Annotated in this window: 14 protein-coding genes; 7 read left to right on the top strand and 7 right to left on the bottom strand. The window is 66.7% G+C overall.

Features of this window, described 5'->3' with window-relative positions; translation table 11 throughout:
• Positions 1–32 precede the first annotated feature (32 nt).
• Together FL625_RS16860 and FL625_RS16865 are read right to left on the bottom strand one after the other, a co-directional pair.
• Positions 33–971: a winged helix-turn-helix domain-containing protein gene (locus FL625_RS16860; RefSeq protein ID WP_149589842.1), complete on the bottom strand. Its 939-nt coding sequence runs from the start codon at positions 969–971 to the stop codon at positions 33–35.
• Positions 940–2,175 (bottom strand): hypothetical protein, encoded by a 1,236-nt coding sequence (locus tag FL625_RS16865; RefSeq protein ID WP_149589843.1) that lies wholly within the window; start codon positions 2,173–2,175, stop codon positions 940–942. Before FL625_RS16865 ends, FL625_RS16860 begins: the two co-directional genes overlap by 32 nt.
• Before the next feature lie 363 nt (positions 2,176–2,538).
• On the opposite strand from FL625_RS16865, the gene FL625_RS16875 reads away from it, so the two are divergent.
• From FL625_RS16875 to FL625_RS16885, 3 genes are read left to right on the top strand one after another with little or no spacing between them, the layout of a single operon-like run.
• Positions 2,539–2,994, top strand: a complete 456-nt coding sequence (locus FL625_RS16875) for a DUF2924 domain-containing protein (RefSeq protein ID WP_149589845.1) — start codon at positions 2,539–2,541, stop codon at positions 2,992–2,994.
• Entirely contained in the window at positions 2,991–4,301 is a 1,311-nt protein-coding gene (locus tag FL625_RS16880) for a recombinase family protein (protein ID WP_149589846.1), read from the top strand. The genes FL625_RS16875 and FL625_RS16880 overlap by 4 nt, the downstream gene beginning before the upstream one ends.
• Positions 4,298–4,762 carry a hypothetical protein gene (locus FL625_RS16885; protein ID WP_435532713.1) on the top strand — a complete coding sequence of 155 codons (465 nt, stop codon included), beginning with the start codon at positions 4,298–4,300 and terminating at the stop codon, positions 4,760–4,762. Before FL625_RS16880 ends, FL625_RS16885 begins: the two co-directional genes overlap by 4 nt.
• On the opposite strand, the gene FL625_RS16890 is transcribed toward FL625_RS16885, so the two are convergent.
• From FL625_RS16890 to FL625_RS16900, 3 genes are all read right to left on the bottom strand, one after another.
• Positions 4,719–5,333 (bottom strand): hypothetical protein, encoded by a 615-nt coding sequence (locus FL625_RS16890; RefSeq protein ID WP_160147812.1) that lies wholly within the window; start codon positions 5,331–5,333, stop codon positions 4,719–4,721. The two genes, FL625_RS16885 and FL625_RS16890, sit on opposite strands and share 44 nt — an antisense overlap.
• A gap of 243 nt (positions 5,334–5,576) precedes the next feature.
• Positions 5,577–6,323 carry a hypothetical protein gene (locus tag FL625_RS16895; protein ID WP_149589848.1) on the bottom strand — a complete coding sequence of 249 codons (747 nt, stop codon included), beginning with the start codon at positions 6,321–6,323 and terminating at the stop codon, positions 5,577–5,579.
• A complete protein-coding gene (locus FL625_RS16900) occupies positions 6,320–7,141 on the bottom strand; it encodes a TIGR04255 family protein (protein WP_149589849.1) in 822 nt (273 codons plus the stop codon). The genes FL625_RS16895 and FL625_RS16900 overlap by 4 nt, the downstream gene beginning before the upstream one ends.
• 493 nt (positions 7,142–7,634) lie before the next feature.
• Here FL625_RS16900 and FL625_RS16905 point away from each other — a divergent pair, with 493 nt between their 5' ends.
• The 4 genes from FL625_RS16905 to FL625_RS16920 are packed head-to-tail and all read left to right on the top strand — an operon-like array spanning position 7,635 to position 15,175.
• Entirely contained in the window at positions 7,635–10,118 is a 2,484-nt protein-coding gene (locus FL625_RS16905; protein WP_149589850.1) for an N-6 DNA methylase, read from the top strand.
• Positions 10,115–11,377 (top strand): restriction endonuclease subunit S, encoded by a 1,263-nt coding sequence (locus FL625_RS16910; protein ID WP_149589851.1) that lies wholly within the window; start codon positions 10,115–10,117, stop codon positions 11,375–11,377. Before FL625_RS16905 ends, FL625_RS16910 begins: the two co-directional genes overlap by 4 nt.
• Positions 11,370–14,471 carry a type I restriction endonuclease subunit R gene (locus FL625_RS16915; RefSeq protein ID WP_149589852.1) on the top strand — a complete coding sequence of 1,034 codons (3,102 nt, stop codon included), beginning with the start codon at positions 11,370–11,372 and terminating at the stop codon, positions 14,469–14,471. The genes FL625_RS16910 and FL625_RS16915 overlap by 8 nt, the downstream gene beginning before the upstream one ends.
• Positions 14,471–15,175, top strand: a complete 705-nt coding sequence (locus FL625_RS16920; RefSeq protein WP_149589853.1) for a M48 family metallopeptidase — start codon at positions 14,471–14,473, stop codon at positions 15,173–15,175. The genes FL625_RS16915 and FL625_RS16920 overlap by 1 nt, the downstream gene beginning before the upstream one ends.
• 360 nt (positions 15,176–15,535) lie before the next feature.
• Here the strand turns inward: FL625_RS16920 and FL625_RS18525 are convergent, their stop codons facing one another.
• Together FL625_RS18525 and FL625_RS16925 are read right to left on the bottom strand one after the other, a co-directional pair.
• Complete coding sequence (locus FL625_RS18525) at positions 15,536–15,667, bottom strand: hypothetical protein (protein WP_268815791.1); 132 nt, start codon at positions 15,665–15,667, stop codon at positions 15,536–15,538.
• Positions 15,668–15,913: 246 nt separating this feature from the next.
• The gene (locus FL625_RS16925; protein WP_200833980.1) at positions 15,914–17,974 is read right to left on the bottom strand and encodes a bifunctional aldolase/short-chain dehydrogenase; all 2,061 of its coding nucleotides are present in this window, start codon (positions 17,972–17,974) and stop codon (positions 15,914–15,916) included.
• Positions 17,975–17,996: the final 22 nt, after the last annotated feature.

Below are 17,996 nucleotides of genomic sequence, written 5' to 3' on the forward strand. Positions count from 1 at the left end.
GCTGGGCTGGCCGCGCCGGGCGATCAGCGCCGTCAGTTCCCGCGCCACGCGGCGGGAGAAAGCCCGAGGCGATAGCCGTAGCCGCGCACGGTCTCGATCAGGGCATCGACGGAAGCCCGCGGCAGGCCGCAGCCCGTCAGGGCCTTTCGCAGATCTCGCACTATCTCGTTTGCCGGGCGCCCGGTCTGTGCCTCGATGGCCTCCTTGCGCAGGATGGGGTCGCGCTGTCCGGCCTGTTCCGCGAAGAGCCGGATCAGCGCGAACATCTGCGGGGTGAGATCGAGGCGGCGGCCGTCGAGAACGACCGATCGTCGGCTCCGGCTCAGCACCAGGCGCGGCGGGGCGAGGCCGACCGGCAAGAGGCGGTCGAACGCGAGACGTTCCGTGCCGAATTCGTCGGCTCGGACGCAGTCCGCGAGCGGGCATGCAGCAAGACCCGCCGTCCGCAGCTGCAGGTCGGTCGCCGGGTCGAGGTCCGTGGCGACGATGGTGACGGGCGCCGTTCCGGCGGCCGCCCTGACCGCGAGCTTGGCGGCGGGCGCCCTCAGCGCATGCGTGTCGCGGCAGAGAACGATGCACATGCCCGTCGGCAGCCGTCCGAGCAGCCAGAGCCCCTCCGCGAGGGCGAAAGTCGCCGCTTGCAAGCCGGAGGACGCCGCCATGGCGGAGATCAGTCTGTCCGCGTCGATCCCGAACCGTCGCAGGTCGTCCGGCTCCAGGGTCGCGTCCGCCGCGGTGTCGCGCGGACAGCAGGCGAGCAAGCGATCCCCTGCGACGCGGATCGGGCGCGCGTCGAGTCCGCAGTCGCAATGCGCGCAGACGGGCCAGCTGTCGGCCTTGCGCTGCTCGATCAGAACCCCCGCCCGAAGCAGACCTTCGATCTCGCGCCCGGAGAAGCGGCGCAGCGCCCGGCCGGAAACGGTGGCCTCCGTTCCGCCGTCACTCAGCCGCTTCCACAACCAGATCAGCATCGCGATCCTTCTCGAGCCCGTTGCGCGCGACCAGGGCATGGATCGCCTTCTCGAACCGCGTCCGCCGGAAGGCGAGCGTCCCGGGCGGCTTCAGGCGCACGGTCACCTTGGCAGGCTGTTTCGCATCGCTTCTGAAGAACACCCGGAAGGTGATTTCTCCCAGGCGCCAGCCGCGACCGAAACGCACTTCGCTCCCCCTGAAATGCCGGAGCGCCCCACCGGATGGATCCTTCGATTCCCAGCTGCGCACATGGCGCCAGTTCCCATCCTCGTCCTCGGCGAAGAAGTCGGCTGCCGCCGCCACGATCCGGACCTCGAGGATCCTGTCGTCGAAGGCGTGCCGGAACGCGAAGTCCGGGCCGAACGCTGCGATGGGGTCGAGGGTATAGAGATCGCGCGCGTCCTTGCCCGCGAAGAAACCCGGCCGCCCGAGGATATGTTCGGCGAAGATCGCGGCGACCTCGGCTTGCTGCGCCTTCGGCACGCCCCCGATGCGCAGGAGCCCTTCGTATGGGGCATAGCGCAGGGCCGCGTATTTCACGGCGCGCAGCGTGATGATCCGTTCGCCGTCCCCCGCCACGACCGGCGTTGTCGTGACCGGCGCCCCATGGCTGACGACGAGGTTGATTTCTCCGTCTTCCTCGTAGGGCCCGAGACGGCAGTAATCGCCCTGCAGGTCCTGCGCGAACAGTTTCACGATCGCGGCCTTGAAGGCCGCCGACGCCTCGTCCGTCAGATCGGCTCCGACATCGCGCTGCGGCCCCCGGAATTCGGCCATCGCGGTCGGCGCCCGCAGCGCCTGGAAGTCGGCCGCCGCTTCGAAGAGCCGCGGATGGTTCAGATAGGCATGCAGCGCCACATGTTTGGGCTCGTGCCTGGCCGGGGCCGGGTCGGACGCATCGACGGCCTCCTCGGGATAGAGGGCCACGCCTTGGCGCCTCGCCTCGTTCAGGACGAGTTGCATCCCCTCGGCGGTTCCGAGTTCGGCGACCCGATGCAGATCCGCGACGAGCCCTTCGGACCATTCGGTGATCGGCTTCGCGAAATACTCGGCCATCCGCTTGCGGATTTCGCCCTCCTCGCCATCGAACGAAAAGGGCTGGTCCGCGCCCGCGAAATGGCGCGCGAAGAGTTCGCGCATGAGCAAGACATCGATGCCGCCGAGAAACTTCGGATTGACGAATTTCCTGATGTCGGAACCCATGGCACCCCTTCCTTTCTGACCCGATTGTTCCCTTTACGTTCTATCAGTTCGGACAACCCTGAGTCGAGTCCGGATCCGGGGCGTCAGCGACTGGACGGACCCGTGGGACGGTTCGCGGTCGCGATGAGTAGAGGCCGAGGGAGACGAACGCCCCGAGGCCCGCATGAAACGCCCCAATCCGGTGCCGCCACACCGGATGACCCCCGCAGAACGGCGCACCGAACTATGCGACTTGCTCGCTCTCGGGTTGGTCAGGCTCGTGCAGCGCGAGCGGGGCGAACCTTCTGACGAGACGGGAGAAATTTGCCTACACTCTCCAGCCGACCGATGCCGTCATGCAACCCCGAACCCGACGGAGACCGCATGACGACTCACGACCCCATTCCCGCGCGCCTGGCCGCGCTGAAGACCACCCCGACACCAGACCTGAAGAAACAGTGGCGCGATCTGTTCGACAGCGAGCCACCACCGTTCAACCGGCGCTACCTCGAATCCCGCCTGGCCTACCGCATCCAGGAACTCAGCCTTGGCGGGCTGAAACCGGAGACCATCCGGCGCCTGGAAAGGTTGGGCGAGGAACTGGATGGCGGCGACAAGAAGAAGCGCAGCATCCGAGCCGACCGCGACCGTCCGATCGCCGGGACGCGGCTGCTGCGAGAATGGCAGGGCGTCGAGCAGATCGTCACCGTCACCGCAGACGGCTTCGAATGGCAGGGACGGCCGTACAAGTCTTTGTCCGCTATCGCACGCGCCATCACCGGCACGCGGTGGAACGGCTGGGTGTTCTTCGGCCTCAAGAACCACAGGGGGCGGACATGACAAAGCCGGTGGTCCGCAAGCTTCGCTGCGCCGTCTACACCCGTAAGTCCTCCGAGGAAGGCCTCGAGCAGGAGTTCAACAGCCTCCACGCCCAGCGCGAGGCCTGCGAGGCTTACATTGCCAGCCAGCGGTCGGAAGGCTGGGTGCTGGTCCGCGATAAGTACGACGACGGCGGCATCTCCGGCGGCACGCTGGAGCGCCCCGGCCTGAAGCGCCTGATGGCCGACATCGAAGACGGGCTGGTCGATGTGGTGGTGGTCTACAAGATCGACCGCCTCAGCCGCTCGCTCGCCGATTTCGCCAAGCTGGTCGAGGTGTTCGACCGCAACGGCGTGACCTTCGTCTCGGTGACGCAGTCCTTCAACACGACCACCTCCATGGGGCGGCTGACGCTGAACATCCTGCTGTCCTTCGCCCAGTTCGAACGCGAGGTGACGGCCGAGCGCATCCGCGACAAGGTCGCCGCGAGCCGGAAGAAAGGCATGTGGATGGGCGGGGTGCCGCCCTACGGCTATCGGGTCGAGAACCGGAAGCTGGTGGTCGATAAAGAAACCTCTGCGCATGTGCGCTGGATCTTTGCCCGCTTCCTCGAGATCGGCTCCTGCACGCTGCTGGCACGCGAGGTCGGCGCGCGGGGCCTCGGTACGCCGCGCGGCAACCGGATCGACAAGAAGTATCTCTACCGGATGCTGTCGAACCGTGCCTACATCGGCGAGGCGGTCCACAAGGGCGAGCGCTACCCCGGCGAGCACGACCCGATCATCGACCGCGAGACCTGGGACCGCGTCCACGCCATCCTTCAGGAGAGCCCGCGCAAGCGCGCCGCCCGCACCCGCGCCGAGACGCCCGCGCTGCTGAAGGGGCTGCTGTTCGGGCCGGATGGCGCGGCCTTCTCGCCGACCCACACGCGGAAGGGCGACAGGCTCTACCGCTACTACGTCAGCCAGACAGTGCTGAAGCATGGCGCCGGGTCATGCTCCGTGGGCAGGGTGCCAGCAGGGGAGATCGAGGCCGCGGTCATCGACCGCATTCGCGCCGTGTTCCGCCAGCCCGAGATCGTCGCGGGGACGTGGAAGGCGGCACGCGCCCGCGCCGACGGTGTCACCGAGGACGAAGCCCGCGCGGCCCTGCAGCGGCTCGACCCGCTGTGGGACGAACTCTTTCCCGTCGAACAGGCGCGCATCGTGGCGCTGCTGGTCGAGCGGATCGACCTCGCCCCCGACGGCTTCGACCTGCGCCTGCGCATCGACGGCCTCGCCGGCCTCGCGCGCGAAATCCTGGCGGGCACGGTCGGAGAGGCCGCATGACCCGTCCCGCGCCCGCCGATACCGTCACCCTGCGCGTGCCCTTCCGGCTGGCGAAGCGCGGCGGGCGAAAGGAAATACGCCTGCCCGCGGGCATCGCGCCGTCCCGCCGCCCCGACGACGCCCTCGTCAAGGCGCTGGCCCGCGCGTTCCGCTGGAAGCGGATGCTGGAGTCGGGAGAGTTCGCCACCATCGCCGAACTGGCCGAGCGGGAGGGGATTGCCCCCTCATACATGACTCGCGTCCTGCGGCTCACGCTGCTCGCGCCTGACATCGTCGAGGCGATCCTGGACGGGAAGCAGGGGCCGGAGGTCACGCTGGCCCGGCTGATGGACGGGTTCCCGGAGGCGTGGGAAGGGCAGCGACAGATCTGGGGACAAGCGGTTCGCGAACACTCAGGTTTGACTGTCGACCCAGTGGTCATCCATTCGCCACGTATCGGGCCGCGAAAGAGAGCGCGTTGATGTCGAGAGCAACACTCTCGATATAATCCCGAGCGAGAAAGTCGTCGTAGGTTCCAAGCTGCAGGGATGGGTCGTCTATCGAGAGACCACCTTGCCATATGAGCTTGGCGAGAACCTTCTCGAATGCCGAATTGATTTCCTCAAGGTTGGCCTCTCTTTGATCTTCAGGCTTGAGAATCAGATAGAACCGAACGCGCACCTCTTCTGTGTCCCAAGCCGCCGAGGGGCGAACACGAATTTCAGCAAGCGACCGGGCGACACGGCCCATTTCAGCGTTCTCTCTGCCATACCCATCCCTGAGCTTATTGAGGAGAGGGGAGATTGACCTGTTGAAGTCATCGGGAAAGGCGAAGCGGCCGAAGCAGCGCTCGAGCGAGCGGGCAAACTCGACTGCCTTCGCTGGGTCAGCGAAGCCCTGGTTTCGCTTCCATGTCACCAATAATTCCTTGCTGATGGTCAGAGGCCGAGCAAGTTCGGCAACAAGGCCTACCGGAGCTTTTTCAACTATAGCCAAGCGCGGAACGCCGCCGCGTTCAATTTCCGCAATTCGAGTCGAATCTGCCTTCACCAACGGACAGACTACAACCCAAGGGTTCCTAGCTGGATCGCTGACGATGTCGCACGTCTGAGATACCACAGCGAAACCTGGTGGGTCTTCTTCATCGAAATATGCATCGAATCCCGTCCCGTCAGGCTTGCCAGACAGGTCCCCATATATGAACGGCCCTACGCCAAGGGCGAAGTCGCCCTGACGCCAAGCGCGCAGAATACTTTGCCGATGAGGAGGTTCGCTCTCCGCCAAACTTGCACCTCATCAGCCTTTCCGGCGCGCATTGGCGGGCCGAGCACGCGTTGGACGAGCACTGGGCTCGACGTCAGTGGCAAGTTCGCCTTGCCACTTCGACAGCCGTTCGCCCAAGTCCTCAGGTCCCCAAGCAGCCACGGTCGACGCCGGCAACGGTGGAGCCGCAGCAGCTCGTCCCCGACCGCGCCCGGCCGCTTGCCTGACGGCCGCGAACTCGCCGACCTTAACGAGATCAATAAGGGCCTGGCCCTCGACAGACTCATTGAGCAGCAAGGCTCGGTTCGCTTCGGCACTTCCCCGGTCGATGAACCGGAGCACTGAGATGACCTCCCCAACCCGCCTGAGGTTCTTCTCGTCTATGGGTTTTCCGGCGGCCCAATTGTGCAGGGTCTTTGTGCTCACAACGATCATATCGGCAATGTGATTCCAGGTGAGGCCGGACAGCTGACGCAGCTCACGGACCAATTCGACCTGCTGCGGCATCGTAGCATCGTGACGGTGAACATTTGCAAGGACGTCGAAGTTCGCGCTCGAGCCACGCGCAAAAAAGTCCCCGAGATGCCTCTCGAGCTTCCCCAAATTGAGAACATATCTCCGATCGCTGCGCCAGTGGACCGAATGCTCAGAATAGTTCCCACCAAACGGGAAGATCGCCAGCGACGTATCTTCTTCGGCGGCCCGCGCCCAAGGATTGCCGTGATGTCCTGCCGGGGGCATGACTGTCAGCGCAATTGCAGCTAATGCGGTCTGCATCATTTGCTCCCCTCCCTGAAACGCTCCAGAAACCGCGCCTTCACACTCCAACGGAAAAAGGCGTAGGCTCGGTCTGCCATAGTGTTGATCTTCGCAATCAGCGGGCCTGCGGTAAACCCATCCTCAGGCAGATCTGAAGTCGTAAAGGAGTCGATGTCGAGAAACCAACTCTGCACGCCGGTGGGTGGCGCCATATCCGGGTCATGGGTCGCGCCGGCAGGCAATAGTCCCCACCGCGCCAAAAGCAACCCTTCGGCCGTCTGGCATTGCGCTTGCGAGGCAACCATCTGGACGCTGCTTCGTAGCGCTGCAGAAGACAAGCCCAGAAGTTCCGGCTCGACCAGGTTGCCCAAGTCATCAACGTCCGCCTGGCGATCGATCCTGTTCACATAGCGGAAGCCCACACGGGTCGCCAGAGAAGGCTGGATGGTGGTTGCCAGGGCATCGATTAGAAAGTGAAGCCGATCGAGGAACTCTCTGCGCGACGTGTAATGCATCGTCTCGAGCGTCAGCGCAGACGGTGCAAGAGATAGGCGCCACTCGCGACGAGGGTCGAACATCCGCCAAATCACTTCCTCGGCCAGGGTGCTCGTGACCCCGGCCCCGGCAAGGCTGACTTCGATCGACTGCGCAACATCGCGCTCGATCACTGGGAACTGCCGACGAACAGAGTTCTGGAAATCCCCGATGAACTGCTCCTTGCCGATATTGACGATCCGCGCGAACTGAACCTGACCCAAGACGCGGACCAGGGGCGCAGCATCAAGCTGTACCCGCTCGGGAGGCTGCCCGAAGAGCGGGTCCGCAATTCTGTCAGCCATTTTCTCCCCTGTTTCTTGTTGCGCGCAAGACTACACCATGTGAAGTAGAGTGTGAAGCGGGCAGTTTGAAGGTGGCTCGCTTGACAAAGGGTTGAGGGCGCGGGCGTTGCTGCGAGCTCGTACGCACTGCTGCTCGGCCCACCCTGCTCGAACCCAACATCTTGGAGGCAATCCCCTACGGCAAGTGGGGGCAGGAGGTGACCCTGGCCCGGCTGTTGGACGGGTTCCCGTAGGAGTGGGAGGCGCGGCGAGACGCCCTCCTGCTATCCCAAGATCAGGGTGACGACGGCCTCGACAGCCGTCTCACTTCCGCTGCGGCATGACGGGTCAAGGCATATGACCCTCGGTCGATGAGCCAAGGGGCGCCTCGCTCGATCGCCTGGCGTCTGGCGTCTGGCGGATGATGGAGACAACCGCTATCGTGCCAGAGAAAATCCGCAGCTACCGGCGGAAGTCGGCGGCATTGCAATAACGAAAGACTCGAAACAGGCAAATGGCAGTCAGGAAATCGGATCTCTATTCGTCGCTCTGGGCGTCCTGCGATGAATTGCGCGGCGGCATGGATGCCAGCCAGTACAAGGACTACGTCCTGTTCATGCTCTTCATCAAGTACGTGTCGGACAAGTATGCCGACAGCGACGATCTGGAGCCGCCGATCGCGATCCCCGCGGGCGCCAGTTTCCGCGACATGGTCGCGCTCAAGGGAAACCCCGAGATCGGCGACCTCATCAATACTCGGATCATCCAGCCACTGGTCGACGCCAACGAGATGCTGGCGCGCACCGATTTTCCCGACTTCAACGATCCCAACAAGCTGGGCGAGGGCAGGGACAGGGTCGATCGGTTGACCAACCTCATTGCGATCTTCGAGAACCCGGAACTCGACTTCGCCCGAAACCGGGCCGACCACGATGACATCCTCGGGGATGCCTACGAATACCTGATGCGGCACTTCGCCACCGAAAGCGGCAAGAGTAAGGGCCAGTTCTACACCCCGGCCGAGGTCAGCCGGGTCATTGCCAAGGTCATCGGCATCTCGCCCCGCAACACCGTGGCGGGCACCACCGCCTACGACCCCACCTGCGGCTCGGGCTCGCTCCTGCTCAAGGTCGCGGCCGAAGCCGGCAAGCGAATCACGCTCGAAGGCCAGGAAAAGGATGTCACGACCGCCGGTCTGGCGCGCATGAACATGATTCTGCACGACTTTCCGACGGCCAGGATCCTCGCCGGCAACACCCTGACCACCCCCCGCTTCCTCGACGGCGACCGGTTGCGCACCTACGACTACGTCGTCGCCAACCCACCTTTCTCCGACAAGGCCTGGAGCACCGGCTTCAGCCTCGACGACCGCGGCGCGATCCAGGATCCGCACAACCGCTTCGAATGGGGCGCGCCGCCGCGCAAGCAGGGCGATTACGCCTATCTGCTGCACATCATCCGTTCGATGAAAAGCACCGGCAAGGCCGCCTGCATCCTGCCCCACGGCGTCCTGTTCCGCGGCAATGCCGAGGCGGTGCTCCGCGAGGCGCTGGTGCGCTCGGGCTATCTCAAGGGCATCATCGGCCTGCCGCCCAATCTCTTCTACGGCACCGGCATCCCCGCCTGCATCCTCGTGCTCGACAAGGAGAACGCCGCCGCCCGCCGAGGCATCTTCATGATCGACGCCTCGCGCGGCTTCCGCAAGGACGGCGCCAAGAACCGCCTGCGCGAGCAGGACATCCACCGCATCGTCGATACCTTCCGCAAGGGCGCCGACGTGCCCGGCTATGCCCGCATGGTGCCCTTCGACGAGATCGCCGGGCCGCGCAACGCCTTCAACCTCAACCTGCCGCGCTACATCGACAGCGCGGCCGCCGAGGACATCCACGACATCGGCGCCCATCTCGAGGGCGGTCTGCCCGAAGCCGACATCGACGCCCTCGCGCCCTGGTGGCAGGTCATGCCCGGCCTGCGCCGCGACCTGTTCGAGGCCCTGCGCCCCGGCTACCTGACGTTGCGCCCCGCGCCGGCCGACCTGCGCGCCGTGATCGAGGGCCACGCCGAATTCCGCGCCTTCGCCGACCGCGCCGGCCGCACGCTGGCCGACTGGGCCGCCCGCGCCGAGGACCGCATGCGCGCCTTCGGCCCCGGCCAGCACCCGCGCGACCTGATCGAAACCCTGTCCGAGGACCTGCTCGACAGCTTCCGCCCCCTGCCGCTGATCGACGCCTATGCCGTCTATCAGCACCTGATGGACGAATGGGCCGCCACGATGCAGGACGACGCGCACCTGATCGCCGCCGAGGGCTGGGTCGCCGGCGCCCGCCCGCAGGAGATCCGGCGCGCCGCCGCCCGCAACGGGCGCAGCCCCGCCCCAGGCGCCTATGCGGTGGGCCGCGCCCGCTACGCCTCGGACCTGATCCCCGCCGATCTGGTCGTCGCGCGCTTCTTCGCCGCCCTGCGCGACGACCTCGCCGCCCGCGACGCCCGCATCGCCGCGCTCGAGCAGGAGCTGGCCGAGCGGCTGGAGGAAGGCGGGGGCGAGGACGGGCTTCTGTCCGAGGTGATCGAGGGCGAGGGCGAGGCGCAGAAGGTCAGCCCCCGCGCGCTGAAGGCCCGCCTGCGCGAGATCGAAGGCGACCCCGAGGCGGCCGAGGAACGCGCGGCGCTTGTGGCCTTCCGCACCGCGCAGGAGGCGCTGGACGAGGCCCGCCGCGCGCGCAAGGCGGCCGAGGATGCGCTCTGGGCCGCGGTGCATGACCGCTTCGGGCGGCTGACCGAGGCCGAGGTGCAGGATCTGGTCGTGGCCGACAAGTGGCTGGCGGCGGTGCGGGGCCGCGTCGCGGCCGAGATCGCGGGCGCGGGCCGCGCACTCACGGCGCGGCTGACCGAGCTCGCCGACCGCTACGCCCGCCCGCTGCCCGCGCTGACGGCCGAGGCCGAGGCGCTCGCCGCCCGCGTCGCCGGCCACCTGCGCGCGCTGGGGTTCGACGCATGAGCGCGGGATGGAAGCAGACGGAGATCGGCCCGGTGCCCGAGGATTGGGAGGTGGTGGCGCTGGGGGAGATCGGCGAAAGCCTTATTGGGCTCACCTACGAGCCTGCCGAAGTAAAGACGTCGGGCGTGCTGGTGTTGCGGTCATCGAACATCCAGAACGACGCCTTGGCATTTGATGATAATGTCTACGTCGAGAAGTCGATCCCGCAGAAGCTGATGGTCCAGCCCGGCGACATTCTGGTTTGTGTCAGAAACGGAAGCCGCGAGCTGATCGGAAAAGCCGCACTGATTGACACGCGCGCGGAAGGCATGACCTTCGGCGCATTCATGGCGGTATTCCGCAGCGAAATCGGGAGCCTCATAAGATACCATTTCCAGAGTGACATTCTCAGACGTCAGATCGCCGAGCACCTGGGGGCGACGATCAATCAGATCACGAACAAGAGCCTCAATTCGTTCCGCATCCCGCTGCCGAAGGACCCGCAAGAGCAGCGGGCGATTGCGGGGGTGTTGGGGGATGTGGACGGGCTGATCGGGGCGCTGGCGGGGCTGATCGGGAAGAAGCGCGACCTGGCCGCCGCCGCCCGCGCCCGCCTGCTGACCGGCCAGACCCGCCTGCCGGGCTTCATCGCCCCCTGGCAGACCCGCAGGCTGGGGGAGTTGGGCACCTTCCTCAAGGGGGCGGGTATCCGGCGCGACGAAGCTGCTTCGGGCGAAATCCCCTGCGTGCGATACGGCGAAATCTACACAACTCATCACAACGTTATCTCCCGCTTTACCTCGTTCATCTCTCCAGCAGTGGCAAGAACGGCAACGCGGCTTCGGCCTGGCGATCTACTTTTCGCCGCGTCCGGGGAAACAAAGGAAGAGATCGGAAAGTGCGTAGCCTTGGCCGATGATGTCGAAGCCTATGCCGGAGGCGACATCATCATTCTGCGTCCGTATTCCGGTGTGCCTGCGTTTCTTGGGCACGCCATGAACACCTCTGTTGCTGTGCGGCAGAAAGCCAATCTCGGGCAGGGCGATGCGGTTGTCCACATCGGCACGAAGGCCCTCGCCTCCGTCGAAATCCCTCTCCCCGACCTCGCCGAACAGACCGCCATCGCCGCCGTGCTCTCGGACATGGAGGCCGACATCGCCGCGCTCGAGGCGCGCCTGGCCAAGGCCCGCGCCCTGAAGCAGGCGCTGATGCAGGCGCTTCTGACCGGCCGGCGGCGCCTGCCGCTGCCCCCCGCCCGACCGGAGACCGCCCATGCCTGACACCCCCCGCCCACGCCCCGAACGCGCCACGCAGGACCGGCTGGCGGCCCTGATCACGCGGGGGCAGGCGCAGGGCGGCCTCGGCTACCGCGCGCTCGGCGACTGGTCGGGGCGGGCGAACAACCGCGGGGTCGAGCCCGAGCTTCTGCGCGCCAACCTGCGCGCCCGCGGCTATGCCGAGGCCGAGATCGCGGCGGCGCTGACCCGGCTGATGCAGGCCGTCGAAGTCACGGGCACCACGCTCTACCAGGCCAACCTGCGCAGCTACACCCTTCTGCGCTACGGCGTGCCGGTGCAGACGGCCGTCGGCGCGCCGCATCGCACCGTGCATCTGATCGACTGGGCCGACCCCGCCGCCAACGACTTCGCGCTCGCCGAGGAGGTGACGCTGAAGGGCGGGCACGAGCGGCGGCCCGATCTGGTCGTCTATCTCAACGGGCTCGCCGTGGCGGTGATCGAGCTCAAGCGCGCCTCGGTCGAGATCGGCGACGGCGTGCGCCAGCTGATCACGAACCAGGATCCGATCTTCAACGCGCCCTTCTTCGCCACCGTGCAGCTGCTGCTGGCGGGGTCGGATGCGCAGGGGCTGCGCTACGGCACGGTGGGCACGCCCGAAACCCAGTTCGTGGACTGGCGCGACGAGGCCCCGCCCGCGGGCGGGCCTGCGCCCGGCGCGCTGCTCGACCGGCCGGTCATGCAGATGCTGGGCAAGGCGCGGCTTCTGGACCTGATCCGCGACTTCGTGATCTTCGACGCCGGGCGCAAGAAGGTGCCGCGCCCGCACCAGTTCCGCGCCGTCAAGCTGGCGCAGGAGCGGCTGATGCGCCGCGAGGGAGGCGTGATCTGGCACACCCAGGGCTCGGGCAAGAGCATCCTGATGGTGCTGCTGGCCAAGTGGATCCTCGAGCGCGAACCCGAGGCGCGGGTGCTGATCGTCACCGACCGCGACGAGCTCGACCGCCAGATCGAGGGGGTGATGCGCAACGCGGGCGTGATCGGGCCGGATGCGCCCTCGCCCAGGGTGACGCGCCGGGCCGATTTCGTCCGCTGGCTGGGGGCGCCCGCGCCGCGCCTGATCTGCGCGCTGATCCACAAGTTCGACACCGCCGATCTCTCCGGCCCCGCCCCGCCGGTGACGGGGCGCTTCTACGTCTTCGTGGACGAATGCCACCGCTCGCAGGGCGGCGAGATGCACCGGCAGATGAAGCGCTGGCTGGAAGGCGCGATCTTCGTGGGCTTCACCGGCACGCCGTTGCTGGCGCGCGACCGCCAGACCACGCGCGAGGTGTTCGGCACCTACATCCACACCTACAAGTTCCAGGAGGCGGTGCGCGACAAGGTGGTGCTGGACCTCAAGTACGAGGCGCGCGACGTGCCCCAGGCGCTGACCAGCCCGGCGGCGGTGGATGCGTGGTTCGACAGGCGCACGAAGGGGCTGAACAACTTCCAGAAGGCGGTGCTGCGCAAGCGATGGGCGACGATGGAAGAGCTGATGAGCTCGACCAACCGCAAGCGCCGGATCGTGGACGAGATCGTGATGGACTTCGACACCCGGCCGCGGCTGTCGGACGACCGCGGCACGGCGATGCTGGTCGCGGCCTCGATCCGGGATGCCTGCGAGTATTTCCGGCTGTTCCAGGGCACACGGCTTGGCCCCCATGTCGGCATCGTCACCTCCTACGAGCCCAACCACAACGCGATCTCGCGCGAGCCTGCCAACAGCGACGAGCGCTACAAGTACGACACCTACACGCAGCTTGTGCTGAAGGACGGCCAGAGCACGACTGCCTACGAGACCGAGATCAAACGCCGCTTCATCGAGGAGCCGGCGAACACGAAGCTGCTGATCGTCGTCTCGAAACTCTTGACCGGGTTCGACGCGCCGAGCTGCACCTACATCTATCTCGACGACCGCCTGCGCGACCATACGCTGTTTCAGGCGATATGCCGGACCAACCGGCTGGACGGCGACGACAAGGATTACGGCTACATCGTCGACTTCAAGGAGCTTTTCAGTGATGTCCAGCATGCCGTCGCGGTCTACAGTTCCGACGAGCTCGATCCCGATGCCGGAAACGGCGGCGACAACAACGTCACCATCCGCAACTGGCTCGACGAGGGGCGCGAGAAGCTCGAGGCGGCGCGCGAGGCGCTGCATTACCTCTGCGACCCGGTGCCGCCACCCCGCGAGGTCGAGCAGTATCTTCATCACTTCTGTGGCGATGCGGCGGACCCGGCCGCGCTGGACCGGACCGAGCCGCTGCGCGTGTCGTTCTACCGCTCGGTCGCGACGCTGGTGCGCGCCTTCGCGGCGGTCGCAAGCCATCTGGACGAGGCCGGATACGATGCGGCCGCGCAGGCGAAACTGACGAGGGAAGTCGAATTCTACAGCGACCTCCGGGCCGCCATCAAACGCCACTCGGGCGAGGAGCTGGACATCAAGCCTTACGAGGCGGACATGCGCCACCTTCTGAATACCTATGTCCAGGCTGACCAGGCGCAGGTGCTCGGCGCCCTGTCGGAGGTTTCGCTGACAGAGGCCATCATTGAGACGGGCATCCACGACGCCATCGCTCGCAAGCTCAACGAGAAAGGCAAGCTGTCGCGGAACGCGGTAGCGGAAGGCATCATCAACAACATCCGCAAGACGATCATCCGCGATCAGCTCGCCGATCCCCGCTTCTACGACGAGATGTCCCGACTTCTCGAAGAGCTCATCCGGATGAGCCGGGAGAGCGCCGAGGCCTACGAGGCTTTCCTGCAACGGGCCGAGCAGCTGGTCCGTCAGCTTGCGGGGCGGTCCGGTCGAGACGACTTACCCCCTGCGCTCCACGCTAATCGGGAGGCCGCGGTGATCTTCGGCAATCTGCCGACACTGCCCGCGACCACCTTCGTCTGTCCCGCGTGCGAGGAGGAGCGCGCAAAACTTGCCTTGGCGATCGATCGTGCAGTCCGTGACCATGCCCCGGCCGGGTGGCGGGGCGACGCAGTGCGCGAGCGCGAGGTCAAGAATGTCCTGTTCCCGCTGCTCGGGCGGGATCGAATTGCCACGCTTGCACTGTTCGAGATCGTTCGCAACCAGGCGGGGTATTGATGCAAGACGAGATCGAGATTGGTGACCTCCGGATCCGTGTGACCCGAAAGGATGTCCGGAACGTCCACCTGACGGTCCATCCACCCGACGGACGGGTCACGCTCGTCGCCCCCCATGGCACAGACCTCGGAGCAGCCCGTGCCTATGCCATCACGCGGCTCGGCTGGATACGGAAACAGCAAATCCAGCTTCGCGGCCAGGCGCGCGAGTCGGCCCGGCAGTTCGTGGGGCGGGAGACCCATTTCCTTTGGGGCCGTCGCCACTTGCTGCGTGTCTCGGTGGCAGACGCAAAACCCGAAGTTAGGCTCGACCATCGCACGATCCACCTGCGCGTGCGGCCCGGCACCGCCACCGAGGTTCGGGCCCGCATCATGCACGAATGGCATCTTCGGCTCCTGCACGAGGCCGTGCCGACCCTGATCGCAAGGTGGGAGGCTCCTCTCGGCGTGCGCGTCGAGGGCTACTTCCTGCAGCGCATGAAGACCCGATGGGGCAGCTGCAACCCGAACAACCACACGATCAGGCTGAACACCGAGCTGGTGAAGAAGCCACGCGATCTTCTCGAATACGTCATCGTCCATGAAATGATCCACATTCTCGAGCCCACACACAGTCCGGCCTTCTTCGAGATGCTGAGCCGGCACTATCCCGGTTGGTCGGACGCCCGCCACGAATTGAACGCGCTCCCGATCCCGCAGATCTGAGCGTCACGCCGCACTGGCGAAGGTTCGATCTCCGTTCCGTCTCGACCCGCTACCCCTGTCGTCGGAGTCAACAGCTTAGCGCCACTTGCAGCTTCATGATTTCAATGGCTTGCAAGCACTGCACTGCCTGCGGGCAAGTCAACAGGTGCGGAGAATTCGGGGCCGGAGAGAGCGATTTCGGGCCTTCCGGGCGCAGGCCGGTCAACAGCCCCTCCCGCATAACCCTCGAAAACAACGGAAAAATCCGGCCGCAGCCGGATCGGGAGAACGCTTTCGCGGCGGCAAGTGGCGGAGGGGATGGGTCTGAAGGACAACCTTCTCCACCCCGGACCATGATCGGAGATCGGGGTTCCCCGCGTCTCAGCCCTCGCCGGTTGTTCGCTGCACCTGCTCTCCCAGCCCCTCGATCCCCAGCCCGATGGTCCGGACGGGCCGCACAAGGACCGGCGGGACAAGCTCGATGGCGAAGGCGGCTGGAACGCCCGCAAGCACGGCTGCTCACCGCGCCAGGGGCGTCCTGCACATAAGTCTCATGGCAGGTCTTTTCTGGAACAGGTGAAGTCCGGTCAGCGGCCAGCCGGATGGGCGTGAACAGGCCCGCAACGCACACTGCACCTGAAGAATCGGTATGGCCAGGCGTTCCGGTGGCATGACCAGAGGCGGTCATCGGCAGATTGCGGTGTCAAAGGCTGCCCGCGGAATCAGGACGCCGGGCCGGTTTTCGAGACGTAATCCGGCTTAGCGCAGGGCGGCCTCTATGTTGCCCCCGTCCACGGTCATCACATGTCCCGTGGTGCGTTCGGCCCTTGCCAGCATCACGAAAGCCTCGGCCACATGGCGCGCCTCGACCTCGGCGCGCAGGAGGTTGCCGGCCATGTAGGCGGCCTCGTCCACCCCGCGCGCCGCCGAACGGGCGGCGATAATCTCGGGCGACAGGAGGCCCGAGCGGATCCGGTCGGCGTTGATGCCGTTGACCCGGATCCCCTCGCCGCCCAGTTCGAGCGCAAGCTGGCGCAGCAGGAAGAAGGTGGTGGCCTTGGGCAGCCCGTAGGCGCCGAAACCGCGACCGGGGTTCACCGCCTGTTTCGAGACATTGAACAGGATCTGCCCCGGTTCCGCCCCGCGCGCCCCGCGCCCGGCCGCCTGTGCGCGGAAGAGGGCGATGGCGGCCTGGGAAAAGGCCAGATGGGCGAAGAAGTTGAGCTCGAAACTGTCGCGCAGGGCCCGGTCGTCCAGCGTGGCGATGTCGCCGGTGACGGCGGCCCCGGCGTTGGAGATCAGGATGTCCAAGCCCCCGAAGCGCGCCGCGCAGGCTGCGACCGCCTCGGCCGCCGCGCCGGGTGCGGTGATGTCGCAGCCATGGCCGGCGTGGTCGCGGCCAAGCGCGGCCAGCGCGGCCTCCAGCGCCGCGCCGGGGCGATCCACCAGGAACAGGCTGGCCCCCTGCGCGGCAAAGGCGCGGGCCGTGGCCAGGCCGATCGCCCCGGCCCCGCCCGTGACCAGCACGATCCGGCCCTGAAGGGCAGGGGGCTTGCCGCTGCCCAGCTTGGCCTGTTCCAGCGACCAGTATTCCATGTCGAACAGATCCTTCGGCCCGATGGGCCGGAACCCGCCCGCCGCCTCGCCATCTGCGCGCACGCGGGCCGACTGGCAGCCGATATCCGCCGCGATCCGCGCCGCCGCCGCCGTCGCCCCCACGCCCAGGATGCCCGCGCCTTCCAGCCAGACCAGTCCCGGCATCGGGGCCAGCATCGTCTTGGGCTCGGCCGCGCGTGGAGCGTAGGTGTCGAACCAGGCGCGATAGCGGTCGGCCCAGGCGGCCACCGCCGCGCGCATCGCCGCAGGTTCCTGCGCTGCGCGCCGCAGCACCAGCACCTCGCCCCTGGTGCGGATCACATGATCCGGGGTCGCGACCCCGCGGGTGGCCAGATCCTCCAGGTTCGGGCGGGCGCAGAAGGCGCGTTCGCCGTCGCCCGAGCGCAGGTCGAGCACGGGCAGAGGCGCGGTCTCGGGCAGGACCGAGGCCAGCGCCCCGCGCAGGGCCGACAGGACGGGCGCGGCCTCGGGGGCAGGCAGGGCGGCGGCCGGGACCAGCGGGGCAGGGCGGCGATCGGCCAGCCAGGCCTCGACCAGGTTGGTATGGGCGATGAGGCGGTCGTAGCTGGACCTTGCGTCCGGCCCCCAAGCGAAATGGCCGTGGTTCACAAGCAGAAGGCCCTCGGCTTCGGGGTTGCGCTCGAAGGCCTCGGCCGCGGCCTTGGCCAGGGCAAAGCCGGGCATGACATAGGGCACCAGCGTCAGCCGGTCGCCGAACAGCTCGCGCGTGACGGCGGCGACCTCGGGCAGGTTGGCCAGCACCAGAAAGGCCGTGGCGTGGGTGTGGTCCACCACCTTGTGCGGGATCCAGGCATGCAGGAGCGTCTCGACCGAAGGGTTGGGGGCGGAGGGATCCAGCAGGTTCAGCCGCTGGACATTGACCATGGCTTCATCCGACAGGGCCGGCAGGCTGCGCAACCGCAGCAGCGGCTGAAGCCGCACCGCCGGCAGGCCGCGCGCCTCGATCGTCTCGAGATCCCAGCCGGAGCCCTTGATGTGCAGCACGTCGACCTCTTCGCCGAAGATGTCCCGGGCCGTCGATTTCAGCGAAGTGTTGCCGCCCCCGTGCATCACCAGGTCCGGGTCGCGGCCGATGAGGCGCGAGGTATAGACCCGCAGCGCCAGATCGCGCGCACGCGGGTCGGTCCCGGCATCGGACAGGAAGGCGTCAGCCTCGGCGTCGGTCCAGAGATTGGCGATCATCGGAGTCTCCTGCTAAGGCTTG

Source organism: Tabrizicola flagellatus, assembly GCF_008271465.1.
In the GTDB taxonomy this organism is placed as follows: Bacteria; Pseudomonadota; Alphaproteobacteria; order Rhodobacterales; family Rhodobacteraceae; genus Tabrizicola; species Tabrizicola flagellata.